This is a genomic window from Cloacibacterium rupense (assembly GCF_014645495.1).
In the GTDB taxonomy this organism is placed as follows: Bacteria; Bacteroidota; Bacteroidia; order Flavobacteriales; family Weeksellaceae; genus Cloacibacterium; species Cloacibacterium rupense.
The window spans coordinates 391,170-411,382 of sequence record NZ_BMLV01000002.1; the positions used below are offsets into that span (position 1 = coordinate 391,170).

Genomic DNA, 20,213 nt, shown 5'->3' on the forward strand with positions numbered 1-20,213 from the left:
TTTTTTAAGTGTTATTGATATACTCTTACATAGTCTACTTCCATTGTAGAAGAATTAAAATTTGGGTCTACTGCTCCTCCAAAATTTCCTCCCATAGCTATATTCATAATAAAGAAGAAATTTTGATTGAAAGGTAAACTTGCGCTGTTAGCAAAAGTATAGAACAATTGATTGTCTACGTAAAACTTAATTTGTGAAGGACTCCAATCTAAAGAATATACATGAAATTCTGTGGTAACATTCGGTATGTTTATGGTAGCACCGTCACCATTTCCACCAGAATGGCCAGGATGATGAAGAGTCCCATAAATTTTATTTAATTGATTACCTACATGCTCCATGATATCTATTTCGCCACAAGCTGGCCACCCAACTGTGGAAATATTGTCACCCAGCATCCATAGAGCGGGCCATGTGCCTCCTCCAGCTGGTAGTTTTGCTCTAATATCTACTCTGCCATATTTAAAAGAAAATTTTCCTTTCGAAAGTAATCTGGCTGATGTATAATTAAAACCTTGGTAAGCTTCTTTTTTAAGAACAATTTTTAACGTTCCATTGCTTACGTATGCATTTTCTTGTCTGTTGGTATAATATTGCACCTCATTATTTCCCCAGCCGTTATTGTTTCCTGTATCGTATCCCCAATTATTAGGATTAGGAAAACCATCTGTATTGAATTCATCAGACCAAAGTTGTGTAGGTGCTTTGTAAACGGTAACACTAGTTTTCCCTGAAATAAACTTATCACCTCTATAAGCTGACACAAAAATGTCATGCGAATTGGTACCTGGCGTGTTAAAGTTATAAGAAAATTTACCTGTTGTAGAGCTCAATGTTTCTGAGCCTATCAACATTTTATAAGATGTGGCATTGGTAGCGCTTACTGAAAAGTTTACCGTTCCGCTGCCATCTCCGTCTGGAAATGATGCAGATTTACCTACTATCTCTGAGTTGATTATCAAATTTGATAACGCAGTATTATCTTCTGAGTTTCCTCCTCCATCACCACTTCTTCCACAAGATGCTAAAATTAGCAAAAACACCGAAAAAAAAGACGATAATAAAAAATGTTTAGATACTATAAAATTTGTTTTCATTTCCAAAAAAAATTAGATAAAAACACAGAGCTGTAATAGCTCTGTGTTTTGTGAAGAAACTATTGTATTAAGCTGGTATTAGTTTGATATACCATGCATTTCCGGTTTCTGTACCTTGTACTCTTAGGTACATGTAATTGTCATTGATTACTAATATTTCATATTCTTTTTGCAAAGCACCATAACCAATAAAAGTAGATGGGCTATTTAATAGAATACTAGTTTTAGTAGTAGGGCTAGTAGAGGTAGAAAGAATTCCAGAACTTGCTTCAATGAAAGCAAATGAACCAGAACCTCCTCCATAACTATAGCAACCTTCTGCTCCAGAACCAGGTATTCCTGGTAGATTGGTCAGGCTACCTGTTTTAGTAAATGCCCCGTCAGGTGTAGCTACTTGAATAGAATAAGAAGAAGCACTTTCTTTTTTGAAAGTAAATCTTGCAGTGTAGAAACAGTTACAACATCCGGCTTTTTCGTCTGGACCCGCACTCCACCATTCTGGGCTTACAGAAGAATTAGACCAAGGCCCTACACCGAAATGGCCTGCAGTTTTTTGATCGACTTTCCATGTTTTAGTTGCATTATTGGTAAGTTTTGTAACAATAGTAGGGTCTACATTGTATACACTTTTTACGGTGATATCTTTAGTAGCTACAGTAGAAGTACCTCCTTTTCCGTAAGCAATAACGTGAATTCTGTATTTAACATCGCCAAGGGTGTTAAATTTCTTGGTTATTGTCTGAGAATTAACCAATTCGTAAGATGGAGTGCTTGCCAAGTTATCTACTTCAGAATATCCTATTTTATAAGAACTCGCGTGGTCTGCTTTTACTGTGATTTTCACAACTCCAGAGCCATCTCCGTTTGGTGTTGTTGCGCTTTGACCTACAATAGTTGTAGTAATTACTAAATTACTAGGTTGGGTAAGGTCTCCCATTGTATATTCTTCTTCTTTACAAGCAAAAATTGCTAATGACATCAAGATGAAGATTCCTGTTATTTTTATAATTAATTTATTGTTCATAGTTTCAATTAATTAGATTGTGATATATTGTCTATATAAATAATCTCTCCTGTACCTTTTTCAGCTAAATTATATTGGAAAACGTATTGACCAAAAGTTGTACCTGCAGGAATATTTAAAGAAGCAAAATCAAAAGTTAATTCTACCCATTGATTGGCTACTGGAATATTAACATCTACTGCTCTATTTCCACCACCTGTTGAAGGTTGTTCTAGTTGGAAATGTAATGCTTTACCTGCCTCTGTAGCATATACTAACATTTTGAATTTAGTTCCTTTATCAATATTTATTGGGACAGAATTAGGAGAAGACATTGGGGTCCAAGTCCCAGCCCAAGATTCTGCACCTGCTCCTTTGGTAAATTTCCAAACTTTAGCAGATGTATTTAATCCACCAGAGAAAGGATTATCCACTATTGCTGCATCTACTCCTCCAAATACACCTCCTAAGCTATAATTCTGGAATTCATTATCATAAGTAATAGGTAATGTAAAAGGGTCAAAAACTTTAACTACTTGAGAAGTTGTAGCTTGAGCTGCGCCTCCACTTAAAGCCACTACTTTTACTGTAAAATTACCAGAAGTAGCATATGTATGAGAAACGGTAGCTGTAACCTCTCCTGAACTATTTGCAGTTCCTGCGACAGGAGTTCCTACTTCATTGGTTTTGTCTCCGAAGTAAACTAAGAAACCTCCCATGGCATTCTTAGAAGAAAGGCCTAAATTAATTTTATATCCTGATAGTTCTGGTGTTACTTTTAACTCTGTAGGAGCTGTATAAGTAACTTTTAGTGGATAAGTATTCACTGTTTCTTTACCAGCTACATCATAAGTAGTAATGGTTACAGTATAACTTCCTTCGGGATATTTGTGAGTGGTGCTTTGCCCTGGTAAAACCAATGCTGAAGCATTAATCCCCGTTCCGTGACCATAAGCCACTAAAAACTTAGAAGCACCTTCGCCCACTGGGGTAATTTTTACAGTACCTGAGTTATCTGTGCTAATATCAAAAATCTTATTAGAGTTTGTAGAACTAGCAGTATTGATATACGAAGTATCGCTATTTAATCCGTCTATTTCGCAGCTGTTTAGAATAAACATTGCTGAAAATAGGCCTAATATTAATTTTATATTTTTCATAGTTTATAATTTTAGTAACCAGGATTTTGAACAAGTTTAGTATTTTGTAACTCTTGATAAGGGATAGGAAATACTTCATTTTTATTTGCTTTAAATCCTCTAGAAGCTAATACTGTAGCTGCATCACCCCATCTTACAAGGTCAAAGAAACGGTGTCCTTCTCCTGCTAATTCTCTTCTTCTTTCATCTTTGATTGTTTGCAAAGAAACTGGTACTGATGGTAAGCCTACTCTGGCTCTTACAGCATCTAATAATGCTTGTGCTCTAGCACCCGTTCCTCCTAAAGCTTCCGCTTCTAGTAGATAAGTATCTGCCAATCTAATTACATAAGAATCTTTTTTGTAATTAAGAACGGCATCACCTGCTTCTGTGGTTACATCTGCTTGGGTAGGCAAGAATTTTTTAAGGAAATATCCTGTGTCTTTATAGCCTGGCACATAATCTGCATCTCCTGATGCTTTTAGTGCTTTCAAATCAAAAACTGTAGAAGAAAAACGCGGATCATTCTTCATAAAATCATAAAAATCTTGTGTGAAGACATTAAAACTCCAACCCGCAGGTAGATCTGGTGCATTGGCTGTTTTTTTGTTATATCCCCTAGGGCCTACCATTACGCAAACAGAGTTGCCTCTATCAGAACCGCTTCCCCAGTTACCCCAACCAGCAAAACTCAAGTTGGTGTGTGAACATTCTATAATAGCTTCTGAATGGAATTTATTGTTTGTCACCCATAAATCAGCAAAATTACTAAGCAATTTATAACCATATTGGCTAGTTCCTCCTGGTGTTCCGTTTACATCCGCTAGTTGTGCAGCTGCTTCGGTTTTTTTGCCATCATATAAATATACTTTCCCTAAAAGAGCTTTTGCGGCACCTTTTGAAAATCTTCCTAGTTCTGACGAAGTAACAGTATTTGGAAGATCATTAATTGCTGATGCCAAATCTGCTTCTATTTGCTTATAAACCTCTGCAGGAGCTGCCTGAGTGATATCATACATCTGTGTAGGGTCTACTGGTTCTAGAATAAGCGGAATGTTTTTAAACATTCTTACTAGATTGAAATAGTATAATGCTCTTAACGCTTTAGCTTCTGCAATAAATCTAGTTTTTTTAGCAGCGTCCATTGGAACATCTGGTAGCTTTTTCACTAAAATATTGGTTCTAAAAATTCCTTGGTAATGGTCATTCCAGAAACTTCTAGGAATGGTAAATGCAGTTTGTGAATAATTAGAAAAACTTTGAATACCCATACCGTCTGTTTCACCGCCGCCGCCTGCATACTGATCATCAGACCCCGCATTCATCATGGTAATCATATTCTCGAAACCACCTGAGTTTTTTCTAATTGGATCATATGCGGCTACTAATGCACTATATGCTTGGCTTTCGTCTTTGTAGAAATTTAATTCTGTAAGTTTTCCGTCCGCAGGAACTGTAAGATACTCCTCTGAACAAGAAGCCAAAGTACAGGTCAAAATTCCTACGACTGCTATATTTAATATTTTCTTGTTAATCATTGTTTTTAAAATTGAAAGTTAATACCAAAAATAATTGTTCTAGGTTGTGGATAAAAACCTTTGTCTATCCCCATTACATCTCCTCCAATTTCTGGATCATATCCATTGTATTTGGTCAGAGTAAGTAAATTGTTACCTGTTACATAAATTCTCACTTTCTCCGCGTTAACTTTATCTAAAATTGATTTAGGAAGTGAGTATCCTAAAGAAATTACTTTCAAACGTAAATAATCTCCATCTTGTAAATAAAAGTCTGACATTCTAGTAAAATTCCCATTAGCATCGTCAGTAGTCAATCTTGGATAGTCATTAGAAGTACCTTCTCCTGTCCATCTAGACAATGCAACTGTTTGATAGTTAGCTCTAGAAACATCTAGACGTCTAAGTCCTTGGAAAATTTTATTACCTGCAACACCTTGGAACATTGCATTTAAATCAAAATTTTTGTATTCAAAATTCAAGCTAAGCCCAAAAGTATATTTTGGTAAAGAGTTTCCTAAAAACATTCTGTCTTTATCTGTAATTTCTCCGTCTCCATTATTATCTACCCATTTGAAATCTCCAGGTTTTGCATTAGGCTGAATCAAACCTCCTGTAGAATTGACATAAGCATTAATTTGGTCCCAATTTTGGAAGATTCCGTCGGTTTTCCATCCAAAGAAACTACCAAATGGCTGACCCACCATTAATCTAGTAATCTCTCCTGTCATAGATTGGAAGCCTCCCATACCAATAAATTCTCTTCCATTCAATTTGGTAACTTCATTATCTAGAGTTGCAAAGTTTCCGCTAGCGCTGAAGTTAAAGTCTCCGAATCTTTTTTTGTAAGAAAGTTCTAATTCAAAACCAGAGTTTTTCATATCCCCGATGTTTCCCCAAGGGTCTTGTGTAACCCCTACATATCCAGGAATTTGGTATTGAAGCAAAATACCTTCTGTTAATTTGTTAAAATATTCTGCTGTCAAATTGAAATTATTAAATAATTTCAAATCTACCCCAAAGTTCTTTTGTGTGGTCTCTTCCCAATGTAAATCTGGGTTTGATAAAGTAGCTGGTGCAGAACCAATAGTAACAGATGGGCTACCACCAAAATAATAGTTATATCCTGTAGCCATTAAAGACTCATACTGATTAGGAGCTAGAGCTCCGTCATTACCATTTACCCCATATCCTGCTCTCAACTTAATCTCATTAATAAAATTATTTTCTGGCCAGAAACTTTCTTTTGATACTACCCAACCTGCAGATACAGATGGGAAATTACCATATTTATTATTAGGCCCGAATAAAGAAGAACCATCTCTTCTAATAATCCCGGTTAATAAATATTTTTCTTTATAGTTATAGTTTAATCTTGCAAATAATGAAGCTCTTCTAAGCTGATTAAAATTATAGCTATAGCCTAACTTATCTGTAGGAGCTACATCCATATTGAAGCTAGCTTGAGCATAATCATTAGTAGGTAAGTTATAATGTGTCACCCCACTAAAATTTCCAATACCTGAAACATAGACCCCTTGCCCTAATAAAACAGAAATACTATGCCCTCCAAATTTTTTATCATACGTTAAAGTGTTTTCTACACTCCAATCTAGACCTTGACCATTACTTCTATAAAGATTATTTCTTGCTGTATTTAATGTTTGAGTACTCAAGTAATACAGTGGTGTAAATCCATAATCACCCCAGAAAGCTTTTTTAGCACCTAATGAGGTCTTGAATTTTAAATCTTTTACAAATTCTGCTTGCAAATAGGCGTTTCCAACAACTACATCAGACCAACTGTAATTCCCTAATCTTGTTCTAATATATGCCATAGGGTTTACAATCTCTGTTTGTTGCATATTAGAAATCCCATATGGATTACCAAATTGATCTCTGATAATATAAGGAGAAGAGGTATAAGGAGACATATTTGCTTTAATTGGATCATATTCTATAAGTGGAGTTAGAGGATCCATCATAATAGCATCTGCTACAACGCCTCCAAATTCATTATTTTGGCTACCAATCCCTATATTTTTTTGATGAGTGTAGAACACATTCTGTCCAAAAGTCAAAAAGTCATCAAAAAATTTGTGAGTAGAATTTATTCTTACCGTTTGTTTTTTGTATTTAGAGATGTCTGTTGCAACAATACCATCTTGCTCTTGAAGCCCAAAAGATGCATAAAATGTAGATTTATCAGTCCTTCCGCTAAAGCTTAGCTCATGGTTCATCCCAAAAGCACTTTTGTTAAATACTAATTTTTGCCAATCTGTTCCCACACCTAAACTGCTTATATCTGAAAACAGTGGGTTTCCTCCTCCATTTACAGATTTCTCATTCATTAGCAAGGCATACTCTGTAGCATTGAGCACTTTTAATACTTTGTTTGGAGAAGAATAACTCGTATATCCATTATAAGATATACTCATTTTACCTTTTTTAGCGCTTTTTGTAGTGACTAAAATTACCCCTTTTGCCGCTCTTGTTCCATAGATTGCTGCTGATGCTGCGTCTTTTAGAATCTCAATGGATTCAATGTCTGCCTGGTTTAGTGTCGCAATATCCGCATTTTCTAAAGGAACTCCGTCTACTACCCATAACGGATCATTTGCTCCATTATTAGTAGGGAAAGTAGTAATACCCCTAACTCTAATGGTAGAAGATGAACCAGGCGCACCTGAGTTCATAGCAATGGTTACCCCTGCAGATCGACCTTGGATCATCTGCCCAATCCCTCCGTTTGGAGAGGCTTCAAAATCTTTTGCTGTTACTTTTGAAATTGCACCTGTAACTGTAGATTTTTTCTGTGTTCCGTATCCTACGTTTACGAGTACTACTTCTTCAATGGCTTTTTCTTTAAGAGAATCTCTTTTTTCCTGAGCACTAAATGCTACAGATGAAAGAACCATTGATAGGCTAATCAAACTAACAATTTGTTTTTTCATATAAAATAGTTTTTATTTTTTATCTCATTTTGAGACAATAAATTTATATTAATTTCTTTAACAAAAAAATATTTTCTCAATTATTTTAAAATTTCGTTTATTTGCGGTACTTTTGGAGGTATTAATTCGGTCTATTTTGTACGAAATAACCCGAATTTTTTATATTTTTTTTAACTAAAACATCCCTCTACTTTTAATATTTTGTTAATGAATTCGAAAAAAAATAAAATTACCCTTAACCTTATGCTAAGTTTCATTGTCTTTTCAATGCTGCTTAATTCTGTAAGTGTTATCATCCTTCAGTTATCCCAAAATCATAAATATAGCTACACTGGGTTGGGATTATTAGAGTTTTTTAAGGATATTCCTATCGCATTGGTATCTATTTTCATGGTAGACTACATAAAAAAAAGAAGCTATTACAGTTCTTTATACATATCACTGATAATCTGCGCCATATGTAGCTTTACCATTCCTTTTATGAATGAATTTTGGTTTTTAAAAATTTGGTTTGTTTTGATTGGAATCTCTTTCTCTATTGGTAAAATATGTGTTTTTAGTATTATCAAAAATATTTCTGATAGCGAAAAAGAATTTTCAAAAATTATGAGCAGAACTGAAGCTGCATTTATGCTTGGGGTCTTTATTGTCAATATAGAATTTGCTTTGATATTAAATAGTGATTATAAAGACTATTGGAAATTTGGCTTCTGGTTGGTAGGTTTTATCTCTTCTTGGGCAGCCTTTCAATTTTACTTGTTAGATGAACAAAAATTACTGCCTATAAACGATTCTAAAGAAAAAGAAAAAATAGACTTTAGCATCTTATTCGATTACAAATCTCTTCTTTTCTTTGCAATTGTTATAATGATTGTCTTCACAGAACAGATTTTTAATTCTTGGCTACCTACTTTTTATAAAAATACATTGAAGGCCAATTCTTTTTTTGCACTACAATCCTCCGCATTTCTAGCTTTATTCTCATTCATTGGTAGACTTCTTGCCAGCAAATTTGTAGTCAAATTCGCACCTCTTAAAATTTTCTTTTTCTGCCTCATTTCTGGGATATTGCTTACCTTCTCGGCATATGTTATTGGACAAGATACTAATATCAAGATTAAAATATTAATGATTCTCTTCCCTATAGTTGGTGTTTTTATCGCGCCACTATACCCTATGCTGAACTCAAAATTCTTATCCAAGTTCTCTGAAAAAAAAGTAGGCAAAATAGTCTCCATCATTATTTTATTTACTTCATTAGGCGGTTCTATAGGCTCTATGAGCACCGCCTACATTTTTCAAAAAAATTTAGGAAATTATTATTTGCTATTTGCTACAATTCCTTTAATTTTGATACTCATCTTTTCAATATTTTATTCAATCAAAGAAAAATTATCTGAATACATCAAATAAACTAATATGAAACTAGACGACTCTAAGAATAAAATGACCCTACAGGAATTGATTGATACTAACAATTTCATCAATCATCTTTCTGTAGATTGTGCAATTTTTGGCTTTCATAATAACACGCTAAAGGTACTTCTCCTTAAATACCACGAACTCAATCTCTGGGCCATTCCTGGTGGTTTTATCTTTGAAGACGAACATCTAGATGATGCCGCCTATAGAATCTTGTATGAAAGAACCCACCTAGAAGATGTCTATCTAGAGCAATTCTATGCTTTTGGCCATAAAGACAGAACTGAAAGAAAAAACCCTCACCGCCAACTTCTAGAGAATAAAGGCATTAACATTACCAAAGAACACTGGATCAATAAAAGATTTGTTACCATAGGCTATTATGCCCTTATAGATTACACCTTATCACACACTTTTCCAGATGCTTTTAATGAAACCTGTGCATGGTTTGACGTAAATGATCTACCAGAAATGGCTTTTGACCATCAAGAAATTATAGAAAAAGGACTAGAACACCTCAGAAAAACCATTGATTATAAATTGGTAGGAAGCAATTTACTTCCAGAAAAATTCACTATGAAAGATTTACAAAATCTATATGAAACCATACTAGGAGAAACATTTAGAAGAAACAATTTCCAGAGAAAAATGCTGAGTCTTAACATTTTAGAACGCCACGAAAAACTTTTTGATGGTTCTGCCAACAAAGCACCTTATCTCTATTCTTTCATAAAAAAATAATTTCTATAAAAATAAGCCAAGAATCACTACCAAGCTAAAAGTAATTAGTGTTCACATTGAGACATCGAAAACACTTGAATAACACCAATCAAAAATTGAGTTCAATTTTACATTTTTGAAATTACTCGCAAGCATAAAACAAAAAAGACTGCTAATCAATGATTAACAGTCTTTTTAAGTACCCCAGACGGGACTTGAACCCGTACGTCCTTGCGGACACAGGATTTTAAGTCCTGCGTGTCTACCAGTTCCACCACCAGGGCGAGTGAACTAGAGCGAAAAACGGGATTCGAACCCGCGACCCCAACCTTGGCAAGGTTGTGCTCTACCAGCTGAGCTATTTTCGCATCTGTGCGGATGAAGGGACTCGAACCCCCACGCCTCACGGCACCAGATCCTAAGTCTGGCGTGGCTACCAATTACACCACATCCGCTTCTAATAAAGAACTCTCTTCTTTTTTTGTGAGTGCAAATATAGACACTTTTTTTTAATTGTCATAATTAATTTTCATTTTTTTTATTTTTTTGAAAAATTATTTCTAAAATATAATTTTGTTGTTTGTTTTTATTACTTTTACATTTTTAAGAATTAAGTATATGGAACTACAAGGAACGGTAAAAAAAGTATTTGAAACTCAAACATTTGCGAGTGGATTTCAGAAAAGAGAAATGATTCTCCTCACCCAAGAACAATATCCACAGCCTATTAGTATTGAATTTCTATCAGACAAAATAAATTTATTAGACAATCTTCGCGAAGGCGATAATGTAAAAATTGGCATTAACATAAGAGGTAGAGAATGGACTAATCCTCAAGGTGAAGTTAAATATTTCAATTCTATCACGGGTTGGAGAATAGAAAAAGCAACTGAAGGGGCTTCGCCAGAACCTACACAAGCTGCTCCTGCTGCACAACCAGTAGCAGCTTCTAACGAAAATCCTTTTGCAGATGAAGAAGATGACGATTTACCTTTCTAATCAGAATTGAGTAAAACTTAATAATTTTGAAATCCTGCTTTCTAAAGTAGGATTTCGTTTTTTGAATTAAAAAGATGGTAATTTTAGACGCTAATGAAATTTCTTTCCCAGATCCTAGAATCTATCATCCTGACGATGGATTAATCGCTATAGGCGGAGATTTGTCTGTAGAAAGAATTTGGTTTGCTTATCAATTGGGCATTTTCCCTTGGTTTAATCCCGAGGATGAAATTCTGTGGTGGTGCCCCAATCCTAGGTTTGTGCTTTTTCCTAATGAATTAAAGATTTCTAAATCGATGAAAAAAATAATCAGAGATGGGAAATTTAGGATAACAGAGAATGTCTGTTTCCGAGAAGTGATGAAAAACTGTGGCGAAATTTCTAGAAAAGGACAAGACGGAACTTGGATTACCGATGAAATGCTAAATAGCTACACCCAATTACACAATTACGGAAAAGCTAAAAGTGTAGAAGTATGGGAGGGCGATAAATTGGTAGGAGGTTTATACGGAGTAGATTTAGGCAATGTTTTCTGTGGAGAAAGTATGTTTTCTAAAGTAAGCAACGCCAGTAAAGCAGGATTTATCTGGCTGATAGAGCATTACAAAAATAAATATGATATAATAGACTGTCAAGTACACACAGAACATTTAGAGAGTTTAGGCGCAAGAAATATTTCAAAAGAAGAGTTTCTAAATTTTCTGAAAAAGTAATTAATTTAAATAAAAGTCGACAACAAACGAAACCGCGCCCCAGATTGAGCCTTTGTTTGAGCTCTTTTTAAAATTTTTCTGAGAAAAATTTTAAAAAAGCGAGTGGCGAAAGCTGGAAATTGGCGCCCAAATAACATAAAATAATGACTGCCGAAAAAGAAAAATGGATAATTCTAGTAGTGCTCTCTTTAATCTGGGGCTCTTCTTTTATATTAATAAAAAAATCTCTAGAACACTTTTCTCCGTATCAAGTTGGTGCGCTTAGAGTGTTGATTTCTGGAGTTTTATTGTCTCCAATAGCGATTCTGAACAGAAAGAAATTTCCTATAAAACAGTTAAAATGGCTAATTTTGGCAGCATTTGCGGGTAATTTTATCCCAATGTTTCTCTTCCCGATTGCAGAAACCAAAGTGAGTAGCAGCATTGCAGGAATTATGAATTCTATGATGCCTATTTTCACCATTATTGTAGGGGCGTTGTTTTGGAAAACAAAAACCACTTCTAGACAGATTCTAGGAATTCTGATTAGTTTTGCTGGTGTAGTTTTGCTGATGATTTCTGGTGAAAAAAGTGCTGAAACGCCAATTTTTTATGTTGGTTTATTGCTTTTTGCCGCTTTTCTGTATGCAGTAAGTGTAACTACTGTTGGCGCAAAACTCACGCATATTCCAGCAAAAATGATGTCTTCTTTTGTATTTTTTTATGTTCTATTTCTGCCATCATTAATGAGTTTGTATTTTTCTAATTTTTTTGGTGAGTTTAGTTTTAACAAAGAGAATATGATAGGATTGGGATTTGTAGCCACCCTTTCTGTACTGGGAACAGGTCTTGCGATGATGCTGCATTACAGATTGATGAGTGTTTCTAATCCTCTTTTTGCTTCTACAGTAACTTTGTTAATGCCAGTAGTAGCGGTAATGTGGGGCGTAATAGATGGTGAGAGTTTTACTTTTTTGCAAGCTATAGGTGCGGTAATTATTTTCGCGGGATTAATTTTCTTGAGAAAGAAAAAGGTCTAAAAAAAGAAAACTGCAAAACTCTAATGAGCTGTGCAGTTTGAAATAAATCTAATAAAAAGTAAAAATGAAAGGCTACAAAGATAGAAATAATTTTCAATCATTTGCAAAATTTTTTGTAAAATTTGTATGATTTTCATCATTTTTTTGTTTTCATCAGAATTGAGTACCTTTGCAAAATGTTAATTCAAGAATATATTTCTAAGGATTTCCCTGCTTTTGAGATAGATGCTCCTGTAGAAGAAGCACTCTTGCAAGTGGAAGAGTTTGGTTTCACGCATGTTTTCGTGAAAAAGAAGAACGTTTTCTTAGGCGGAATCTGCAAAGAATTTTTAGAAGAAAACTTGGATAAAACACTTGAAGCATTAGAAATGCATTTAGAAAAATTTGCTATTTTAGAAGAAAACACCATACTAGACAGCGTAAAGCTTTTCTATACTTTTAACTCTAATATTATCCCTATAATCAACAACAAAGAAAAATACTTGGGGTATATTGCATATGATGATGTTTTCGGAGATTTGTCAAAATATCCTTTGTTTTCTGAAAGAGGAGCCGTTTTAACTGTAGAAACAAGTCTGAAATCTTATTCAATGACAGAGATTGCCAAAATAGTAGAAAGCAACAATGCAAAATTTTATGGTTCTTTTATTAGTCATATCAATGATGAAATAGTACAAATTACCATGAAAATAAGCAATGATAACCTAAGCTCTATAAACGAAACCTTCGAAAGGTATGGGTATCATGTCGTTAGAAAGTTTTATAAAGACGATAAAGAAGATTTGATAAAAGACAGATATCAATATTTTCAAAAATATTTAGAATTTTAGCGTATTTTTGAATAAACAAAAAAGATAATTATTTTGAAAGCTGCCATATATTCCCAGAAAAAAGACCTAGATACTTTTCTTTATCTAAGTAAGTTTATTTCGGAGCTTACCAATAAGGGAGTAAAACCAATTTTATATGAGCAACTGCACAAAGACCTAGAATTTTCTAAAGATTTTGCCACTTTTAAAGACAAAAAAGATTTAGAAGCAGACGTGGTAGATTTCTTTTTTAGTTTCGGTGGAGATGGTACTATTCTCAATGCACTGCAATTTATCCAAGAATTAGAAGTTCCTGTAATTGGTGTAAATACAGGTAGATTAGGCTTTTTGGCAAGTTTTTCAAAAGAAGAAATTTTCGACCATATCGATGAAATCATCAACAAAGACATGAATTTCAGCAGAAGAAGTGTTCTAAAGGTTACCTCATCTGGCACGCCTTTTTCTCTTCCTTACGCTCTTAATGACGTCTGTGTTTCTAGAAACGAAACTACTTCTATGATTACCATAGAAACGCATATCAACGACCAATTTCTTACTTATTATTGGGGAGATGGTCTTATTGTTTCTACACCTACAGGTTCTACCGCTTACTCTCTTAGTTGTGGCGGACCAATCATCTCACCAGGAAACGGAATTCTAGCTCTTACACCTATTGCACCACATAACTTGAATGTAAGACCCATAGTTTTAAGAGACGATATAGAAATCACCTTAAAAGTAGAAAGTAGAGTTCCTCAATTTTCGGTTTCTCTGGATTCTAGACTGTATCACATGAAAACAGGTGATGTAATTACTATCAATAAAGCACCATTTCAATTGATTCTTATGCACCCTAAAGATTTAAGTTTTTTTGGAACGCTAAGACAGAAATTACTCTGGGGCAAGGACAAGAGGAATTAGTATTTAATGCATAAATTCATTAACTTTACAAATTATAAATTAACTGATTATCAACAATAAAATAAAAGCAAAATGAGTAGAATTTTCCCGGCAGGAGTTGCCACAGGTTCTTTAGTTTCAGAAATTTTTGCACACGCAAAAGAGAATAAATATGCGCTTCCAGCAGTAAACGTTATTGGTTCTAGTACCATTAATGCAACCATGGAAACCGCTGTAAAACTTAACGCTCCTGTAATCATTCAGTTTTCAAATGGAGGTGCCGCTTTTAACGCAGGTAAGAGCATGAGCTCAGAAAATCAAAAATCTGCTATCTTCGGTGGTATAGCAGGAGCTAAGCATATCCACGCATTGGCAGAAGCATACGGTGCTACTGTAATTTTACACACAGACCACTGTGCTAAAAAACTTTTACCTTGGGTAGATGGTTTATTAGACGCGAGCGAAGCTCACTACAAAGCTTATGGCAAATCTCTTTTCTCTTCTCATATGCTAGATTTATCTGAAGAGCCTATTGAAGAAAATTTAGATATTTCTACCAAATATTTCGAGAGAATGGCTAAAATGGGCATGACTTTAGAAATAGAATTAGGAGTAACAGGAGGTGAAGAAGATGGTGTAGACAATTCAGATGTAGACTCTTCTAAACTATACACACAACCAGACGAAGTAGCTTATGCTTATGAAAGATTAAAAGCAATTTCTCCAGACTTTACAGTTGCAGCAGCATTTGGTAATGTACACGGTGTTTACAAACCAGGAAACGTAAAATTAACTCCGAAAATCTTAGATAATTCTCAGAAATTTGTTCAAGAAAAATTCGGTGTTGGAGAAAAACCAGTGAATTTTGTATTCCACGGTGGTTCTGGTTCTACTTTAGAGGAAATTAGAGAAGCTATTTCTTATGGAGTTATCAAAATGAATATTGATACTGACCTTCAATTTGCTTATACAGAAGGTATTAGAGATTACATGGTAAACAATATAGAATATTTAAAATCTCAAATTGGTAATCCTGAAGGCGAAGAAAAGCCAAACAAAAAATTCTACGACCCTAGAGTTTGGGTAAGAAAAGGTGAAGAAACTTTTGTTACAAGATTAACTCAAGCTTTCGAAGATTTAAATAATATTGATACTTTGAAATAATTTTAATTTGAGGTTTCGAAATTTATTCTTAGTTTCGAGGCTTCAAATTTTAATTAAAATTATAAACAATGGCTTTCGATTGGTTTAAAAGAAGTAAAAAGAACATCACAACCTCTACTGAAGAGAAAAAAGATGTTCCAAAAGGACTTTGGCACCAGACACCATCTGGAAAAATAGTAGAGCACGACGAGCTCAAAAGAAATAATTTTGTTTCTCCCGAAGATGGTTTCCACGTAAGAATTGGCAGTGCTGAGTTTTATGATATTCTTTTTGATAATGGTAAGTTTACAGAGTTAGACGCAAACGTAGAAAGCATTGACATGCTGAAATTTGTAGATTCCAAGCCCTATGCAGACCGTTTAAAAGAGGTAAAAAGCAAAACCAAATTGAAAGATTCTATCAGAAACGCAAGAGGTACGGTAAATGGTGTAGATATGGTAGTCTCTTGTATGGACTTTGCATTTATTGGTGGTTCACTAGGCTCTGTAATGGGAGAAAAAATAAGAAGAGCTGTAGATTATTGTATAAAAAACAACCTTCCGTATATGATTATTTGTCAGTCTGGAGGTGCTAGAATGCAAGAAGCAGCTTATTCTCTAATGCAGTTGGCCAAAGTACAGTCTAAACTGGCTCAGCTTTCTGATAAAAAGTTACCTTACATTGCTTATCTGTGCGACCCTACTTTTGGTGGAATTACCGCATCATTTGCAATGACAGCAGATATCATCATGGCAGAACCGGGTGCTTTAATCGGCTTTGCTGGCCCTAGAGTAATCCGCGAAACCATAGGTAAAGATTTGCCAGAAGGTTTCCAAACTTCTGAATTTATTCAGGAAAAAGGATTTGTAGATTTCATTGTAAAAAGAACTGAAATTAAAGAAACCGTTTCTAATACGGTAAAACTTTTGATGAATAAGTAATCTGAAAAACAACTTTATATCCTTAAAATCGTAAAATCTTCTTGATTTTACGATTTTTATTTGACATCTTTAGAAACAATTCAAGAGAAAAAACGACCTATAGAAAGTGAAAAAGCTGTTTTCAACCATTAGAATCATTTTTTTAAATCTGAAAAGATTAAGTTTTAAAAATCTTTTCAAGTTATTCTCTATGGTGCTATCTCATCCTCTTTTTTCAATTCTTACGTTTTGGGCAACTGTGAAAACTTACGCCATTTCTGAGAAATTATTTCCCATTACACACAGCACAGACGGTGCAGGAAACGCCTTTAGACATGCTCTTTGGAACTGCTTAATTATGATGTATTGTTGTAAGATTTCTTCCGTTGAAAAATCTCTACAATGGGCTGAAAAAATAACAGGCCTGCACGAAGACCTATTCCCGAATGAGCCTTTGCAAACCAAAATGGATTTGCATAACAATGAAATCGGAAGACAGTATTTTATGAGTTTACTGCCTGGTATTCATCGTCAGTTTTTTGAAACCAGTTTTTTTGTAGATCATCTTTTAGAGCTTACTAAAAAAAGTGTCATTTTAGAAAGCGAGGGTCAAGAAATTGGTTTTAATTTAGTAAGATTAAAAGAAAAAAGAGAAACTTTGGGCTAAGTCTCTCTTCTTTATTTACATATATTTATCCCCTTTTTTGAAATTTTTGAGGTCTAGTACATAGTCCTTTATCATTTGGTCATTTTTCCTAGGACAGATTAAAAGTGCTTTGTCTGTATCTACAATGATATAATCTTCTAAACCATCAATAATTGCCGCTTTTCCTTTTTTCAGCCTTACAATATTATTTTTAGCATTATAGGTAAGTACAGATTTAGAATCAAGAGAATTATTGTTGTCATTCTTTTCAGAATTTTCGTATACAGAGGTCCAAGTTCCTAAATCACTCCATCCTAAATCTGATGGAATTACGTAAACATTCTGAGCTCTTTCTAAAATCCCATTATCAATAGAAATTTTTTCTACTTTAGGATAAATGGTTTCTATGCACACTTTCTCTTGATCAGAATTGTACTCGCATGCAACAAATTCTTGAGTCATTTCTGGCAAATACTTTTCAAATGCTTTATGAATAGCATTAACATTCCAAACGAAAATGCCTGCATTCCAAAGGAAATCACCAGTTTCTAAAAATGATTTTGCTATTTCTAGACTAGGTTTTTCTGTAAAAGTTTTCACTTTATAAAAATCCTCACCATTTTTCTCTGCAAATTGTATATAACCATAGCCTGTGTCTGGCCTTGTAGGAGTTATTCCTAAGGTAATTAACACCTCATTTTTACTAGCAAAATCGAAAGCAAGATTAACTTTTTCTATAAATGCACTTTCTTTTAAAATAAGGTGGTCTGCTGGCAAAACAATCACATTTGCGTCTTTATTGACATCAGCAATTTTATTGATCATATAGATGTTGCAGGCTGCAGTGTTCTTCATCACTGGTTCTCCTACAATATTCTGAAAAGGAATATCTGGCAATTGCTGATGAGTAAGCTCTACATATTCTTGATTGGTGATTACGTATATGTTTTCTGCTGAAACCGCTTTTTGTATTCTATCATAGGTCTGTTGAATCATGGTTCTTCCAGTTCCTAAAATATCTTGAAATTGCTTAGGGAATTTTTGGGTAGACATTGGCCAAAATCTGCTACCAATTCCACCTGCCATTATTACACAGTAGTTGTTCTTGTTCATAAATTTTTATAATTTCTCAACTTTACTAACGGATTTAAAGAGATATTGTTTTCCGCTAGAAAGATTTTTGCAAAGATAACGTTTTTTAATTTTTTCTTTTATGATATATGTTTCCTCTCTGAAGATAAATTTTTCACCTATTTCAAGATTTTCAATATAATAAAACCCTTCTTCCTCTTTATGGAAATACTTTACCAATTCTGGGCTGGCCATAAAATTGGCTTTCGGTGATTTAGAAAACTTTTTAATAATTAATTTTAAATCTTCCTGATAAACTTCTAAGCTTTCTAAAAGCATTTCTCTGAAGGTTTGTTTCCACTCTTGTCCGTGTGGTGAAATTCTTCTTCCATATTTCTCAAAAGCCAGAAGATGCGCCAATTCATGGGTTAATACAAAGAAAAACAATTGTGGTTCTAATGTTCCGTTAACGGTAATTTGATGAGAATTATCGGGCATTTTTCGGTAATCTCCTAGTTTAGAGTTTCTATTTCTAGTTATTTTTAGATGACAATTGTAATGACCAAACCATTCCTTAAGAAAAGGAAGTGCGTTTTCTGGTAAAAATTTTTCTAGAATATGGGCTGGCATTATATCATTTATAAGTATTGCTTTACGAAAATAAAAAATCTCCATTATAAAATGAAGATTTTTGAATAAAGTCTTAATTAAAAATTTTAAAGATTTTCAGTTAAAGGAATTCCTGCATAGAAATTAAGCAACTTCATACTGAAAATATAGTTGTATTTGGCTTGCGAAACAGTGCTTTGTGCGTTTACATAGTTGTTTCTTGCATTGTTTAGGTCATAAATGGTAGATCTACCCGCTTCATAACTTTTTTCTGCAAAATCCAGAGCTAATTTGGTGGATTTTTCAGCTTCTACAGCCGCCATAAAGTTTTCATAATTGGCATTGGCATCAAAATAGGCTTTCTGCACATCTTGCTTTACAGAAAGTTTTTGTTGTTCTAATGTGTTTTTGGCGATATTTTCAGAGATTTTAGCTTGTTCTACTTGGAGTTTTGTATTTCCTTTATTAAAAATTGGAATATTTAAACTTAATCCTAAATTTTGTCCAAAATTGTCTTTGTATTGTTTCATGAAATCATCCTGAGAAAGTCTATTTCCTTGACCATCAAAAACCCCTGAAAGTCTATTAAAATAAAAAGATCCAATTCCTGCACTTGCTGTAACTGTAGGCTGAAAAAGTGTTTTGGCAATTTCAATTTGTTTCTGCGCAGAAAGAATTCTGGTTTCAGCTGCTTTTACTTGCGGTTGATTTTCATAGGCCTTTTCAATAATATTGTCTGTAGAACTTAATGGAGCTGCTAACATACTTGGAAGTGGCACTTCTTGTATATCAAAATCTTTAAAATCTGTTAATTGAAGCACCATGGCTAAATTAAACAACGACCTTTCTATATCTATTTCTGCAGATTTTTGTCTTTGTTTTTCTCTAGCTAAACTTGCAGCAGCTTCTGCTTCTACTGTTTTGGCGGTAGAGCCTACTTCTGTAGTAATTTTAGCTCTTTTCAATACCTTTTCGGCATTACTTACGGATTCATCGGTAATTTTTTTAACTTCTCTATTGAGCAAAATCTGCAAATAAAGCTGCGCTACTTGCAAAGAAATATCATTCTTTGTCTTTTCGGTGTCTAAAAGAGAGGCATCTAGGTCAAACTGAGATTTCTCTGCAGTTTTTCTAATTCTACCTCCGTTGTAGACTTGCATATTTGCACCTATATTAGCACTATTATTGAAATTATCATTACGCCCAATACTTCCGGTAAAACCTTGGGTTTGCCCAAAGCTAGCGCTGTTATTTACGTTTGCTGAAACAGTAGGCAAATAATCATTTTTAGCGATTGCTAGATTTTTGCTCTGGATATCGTTATTGTATTGATTATTGATTACCTGAAGGTTATTCTTCACCGCGTAATCTACACACTCTCTAAGAGTCCATTTTTTTTGTGAAAAAACGAAAGTGCTTGCTAATAAAATTGATAGTAAAAAAAGACGTCTCATTGTTTGCTTTTGAGTGATAAGTAATGTTAATAGATAAAATGTTACAATTCTCAACAAAAAAATCAGAATAAAATTGCT

General features: G+C 34.1%; 18 protein-coding genes and 3 tRNA genes. 10 read left to right on the forward strand and 11 right to left on the reverse strand.

Going from position 1 to position 20,213, the window contains the following annotated elements:
- Window positions 1-11 precede the first annotated feature (11 nt).
- From IEW40_RS05775 to IEW40_RS05795, 5 genes are all read right to left on the reverse strand, one after another.
- Window positions 12-1,097 carry a glycoside hydrolase family 16 protein gene (locus IEW40_RS05775; RefSeq protein WP_188617129.1) on the reverse strand — a complete coding sequence of 362 codons (1,086 nt, stop codon included), beginning with the start codon at window positions 1,095-1,097 and terminating at the stop codon, window positions 12-14.
- Between the two features lie 67 nt (window positions 1,098-1,164).
- The gene (locus IEW40_RS05780) at window positions 1,165-2,121 is read right to left on the reverse strand and encodes a hypothetical protein (protein ID WP_188617130.1); all 957 of its coding nucleotides are present in this window, start codon (window positions 2,119-2,121) and stop codon (window positions 1,165-1,167) included.
- 8 nt (window positions 2,122-2,129) lie between these two features.
- Complete coding sequence (locus tag IEW40_RS05785; RefSeq protein WP_188617131.1) at window positions 2,130-3,260, reverse strand: hypothetical protein; 1,131 nt, start codon at window positions 3,258-3,260, stop codon at window positions 2,130-2,132.
- A gap of 11 nt (window positions 3,261-3,271) precedes the next feature.
- Window positions 3,272-4,777 carry a RagB/SusD family nutrient uptake outer membrane protein gene (locus tag IEW40_RS05790; protein ID WP_188617132.1) on the reverse strand — a complete coding sequence of 502 codons (1,506 nt, stop codon included), beginning with the start codon at window positions 4,775-4,777 and terminating at the stop codon, window positions 3,272-3,274.
- Between the two features lie 5 nt (window positions 4,778-4,782).
- Window positions 4,783-7,710, reverse strand: coding sequence for a SusC/RagA family TonB-linked outer membrane protein (locus tag IEW40_RS05795; RefSeq protein ID WP_188617133.1), 2,928 nt, complete (start codon window positions 7,708-7,710; stop codon window positions 4,783-4,785).
- Between the two features lie 207 nt (window positions 7,711-7,917).
- Between IEW40_RS05795 and IEW40_RS05800 the strand changes: the two genes are divergently transcribed.
- On the forward strand, window positions 7,918-9,123 hold the full coding sequence (locus tag IEW40_RS05800; RefSeq protein ID WP_188617134.1) for an MFS transporter: 1,206 nt from the start codon (window positions 7,918-7,920) through the stop codon (window positions 9,121-9,123).
- A 6-nt stretch (window positions 9,124-9,129) separates the two neighbouring features.
- Window positions 9,130-9,873, forward strand: coding sequence for an NUDIX hydrolase (locus IEW40_RS05805; RefSeq protein WP_188617135.1), 744 nt, complete (start codon window positions 9,130-9,132; stop codon window positions 9,871-9,873).
- Between the two features lie 179 nt (window positions 9,874-10,052).
- On the opposite strand, the gene IEW40_RS05810 is transcribed toward IEW40_RS05805, so the two are convergent.
- The 3 genes from IEW40_RS05810 to IEW40_RS05820 form a co-directional block, all read right to left on the reverse strand.
- Window positions 10,053-10,136 (reverse strand) — tRNA-Leu (locus IEW40_RS05810).
- 11 nt (window positions 10,137-10,147) lie between these two features.
- Window positions 10,148-10,220, reverse strand: a tRNA-Gly gene (locus IEW40_RS05815).
- A gap of 5 nt (window positions 10,221-10,225) precedes the next feature.
- Window positions 10,226-10,307 (reverse strand) — tRNA-Leu (locus IEW40_RS05820).
- Window positions 10,308-10,470: 163 nt separating this feature from the next.
- Here IEW40_RS05820 and IEW40_RS05825 point away from each other — a divergent pair.
- The 8 genes from IEW40_RS05825 (at window position 10,471) to IEW40_RS05860 (ending at window position 17,022) form a co-directional block, all read left to right on the forward strand.
- Window positions 10,471-10,851, forward strand: coding sequence for a DUF3127 domain-containing protein (locus IEW40_RS05825; protein ID WP_188617136.1), 381 nt, complete (start codon window positions 10,471-10,473; stop codon window positions 10,849-10,851).
- A gap of 74 nt (window positions 10,852-10,925) precedes the next feature.
- Window positions 10,926-11,564, forward strand: coding sequence for a leucyl/phenylalanyl-tRNA--protein transferase (aat, locus tag IEW40_RS05830; protein ID WP_188617137.1), 639 nt, complete (start codon window positions 10,926-10,928; stop codon window positions 11,562-11,564).
- Between the two features lie 143 nt (window positions 11,565-11,707).
- Entirely contained in the window at window positions 11,708-12,583 is an 876-nt protein-coding gene (locus IEW40_RS05835; RefSeq protein ID WP_188617138.1) for a DMT family transporter, read from the forward strand.
- 176 nt (window positions 12,584-12,759) lie between these two features.
- Window positions 12,760-13,413, forward strand: coding sequence for a CBS domain-containing protein (locus tag IEW40_RS05840; protein ID WP_188617139.1), 654 nt, complete (start codon window positions 12,760-12,762; stop codon window positions 13,411-13,413).
- A gap of 33 nt (window positions 13,414-13,446) precedes the next feature.
- On the forward strand, window positions 13,447-14,313 hold the full coding sequence (locus IEW40_RS05845) for an NAD kinase (RefSeq protein ID WP_188617140.1): 867 nt from the start codon (window positions 13,447-13,449) through the stop codon (window positions 14,311-14,313).
- A gap of 72 nt (window positions 14,314-14,385) precedes the next feature.
- Entirely contained in the window at window positions 14,386-15,456 is a 1,071-nt protein-coding gene (gene fbaA / locus IEW40_RS05850) for a class II fructose-bisphosphate aldolase (RefSeq protein WP_188617141.1), read from the forward strand.
- A gap of 68 nt (window positions 15,457-15,524) precedes the next feature.
- The gene (accD, locus tag IEW40_RS05855) at window positions 15,525-16,376 is read left to right on the forward strand and encodes an acetyl-CoA carboxylase, carboxyltransferase subunit beta (RefSeq protein WP_188617142.1); all 852 of its coding nucleotides are present in this window, start codon (window positions 15,525-15,527) and stop codon (window positions 16,374-16,376) included.
- A 106-nt stretch (window positions 16,377-16,482) separates the two neighbouring features.
- Window positions 16,483-17,022 carry a DUF6973 domain-containing protein gene (locus tag IEW40_RS05860; protein ID WP_308421285.1) on the forward strand — a complete coding sequence of 180 codons (540 nt, stop codon included), beginning with the start codon at window positions 16,483-16,485 and terminating at the stop codon, window positions 17,020-17,022.
- 15 nt (window positions 17,023-17,037) lie between these two features.
- Here the strand turns inward: IEW40_RS05860 and IEW40_RS05865 are convergent, their stop codons facing one another.
- The 3 genes from IEW40_RS05865 to IEW40_RS05875 form a co-directional block, all read right to left on the reverse strand.
- Window positions 17,038-18,114 (reverse strand): mannose-1-phosphate guanylyltransferase, encoded by a 1,077-nt coding sequence (locus IEW40_RS05865; protein WP_229663390.1) that lies wholly within the window; start codon window positions 18,112-18,114, stop codon window positions 17,038-17,040.
- Between the two features lie 6 nt (window positions 18,115-18,120).
- The gene (locus tag IEW40_RS05870) at window positions 18,121-18,702 is read right to left on the reverse strand and encodes a SprT-like domain-containing protein (RefSeq protein ID WP_188617143.1); all 582 of its coding nucleotides are present in this window, start codon (window positions 18,700-18,702) and stop codon (window positions 18,121-18,123) included.
- Window positions 18,703-18,788: 86 nt separating this feature from the next.
- Entirely contained in the window at window positions 18,789-20,135 is a 1,347-nt protein-coding gene (locus IEW40_RS05875; RefSeq protein ID WP_188617144.1) for a TolC family protein, read from the reverse strand.
- Window positions 20,136-20,213 lie beyond the last annotated feature (78 nt).

Bases quoted from the DNA above. Each gene is read 5' to 3' on its own strand.
- IEW40_RS05775 (WP_188617129.1), bottom strand. From the start codon at position 1,097: ATGAAAACAAATTTTATAGTATCTAAACATTTTTTATTATCGTCTTTT.
- IEW40_RS05780 (WP_188617130.1), bottom strand. From the start codon at position 2,121: ATGAACAATAAATTAATTATAAAAATAACAGGAATCTTCATCTTGATG.
- IEW40_RS05785 (WP_188617131.1), bottom strand. From the start codon at position 3,260: ATGAAAAATATAAAATTAATATTAGGCCTATTTTCAGCAATGTTTATT.
- IEW40_RS05790 (WP_188617132.1), bottom strand. From the start codon at position 4,777: ATGATTAACAAGAAAATATTAAATATAGCAGTCGTAGGAATTTTGACC.
- IEW40_RS05795 (WP_188617133.1), bottom strand. From the start codon at position 7,710: ATGAAAAAACAAATTGTTAGTTTGATTAGCCTATCAATGGTTCTTTCA.
- IEW40_RS05800 (WP_188617134.1), top strand. From the start codon at position 7,918: ATGAATTCGAAAAAAAATAAAATTACCCTTAACCTTATGCTAAGTTTC.
- IEW40_RS05805 (WP_188617135.1), top strand. From the start codon at position 9,130: ATGAAACTAGACGACTCTAAGAATAAAATGACCCTACAGGAATTGATT.
- IEW40_RS05825 (WP_188617136.1), top strand. From the start codon at position 10,471: ATGGAACTACAAGGAACGGTAAAAAAAGTATTTGAAACTCAAACATTT.
- aat (WP_188617137.1), top strand. From the start codon at position 10,926: ATGGTAATTTTAGACGCTAATGAAATTTCTTTCCCAGATCCTAGAATC.
- IEW40_RS05835 (WP_188617138.1), top strand. From the start codon at position 11,708: ATGACTGCCGAAAAAGAAAAATGGATAATTCTAGTAGTGCTCTCTTTA.
- IEW40_RS05840 (WP_188617139.1), top strand. From the start codon at position 12,760: ATGTTAATTCAAGAATATATTTCTAAGGATTTCCCTGCTTTTGAGATA.
- fbaA (WP_188617141.1), top strand. From the start codon at position 14,386: ATGAGTAGAATTTTCCCGGCAGGAGTTGCCACAGGTTCTTTAGTTTCA.
- accD (WP_188617142.1), top strand. From the start codon at position 15,525: ATGGCTTTCGATTGGTTTAAAAGAAGTAAAAAGAACATCACAACCTCT.
- IEW40_RS05865 (WP_229663390.1), bottom strand. From the start codon at position 18,114: ATGAACAAGAACAACTACTGTGTAATAATGGCAGGTGGAATTGGTAGC.
- IEW40_RS05870 (WP_188617143.1), bottom strand. From the start codon at position 18,702: ATGCCAGCCCATATTCTAGAAAAATTTTTACCAGAAAACGCACTTCCT.
- IEW40_RS05875 (WP_188617144.1), bottom strand. From the start codon at position 20,135: ATGAGACGTCTTTTTTTACTATCAATTTTATTAGCAAGCACTTTCGTT.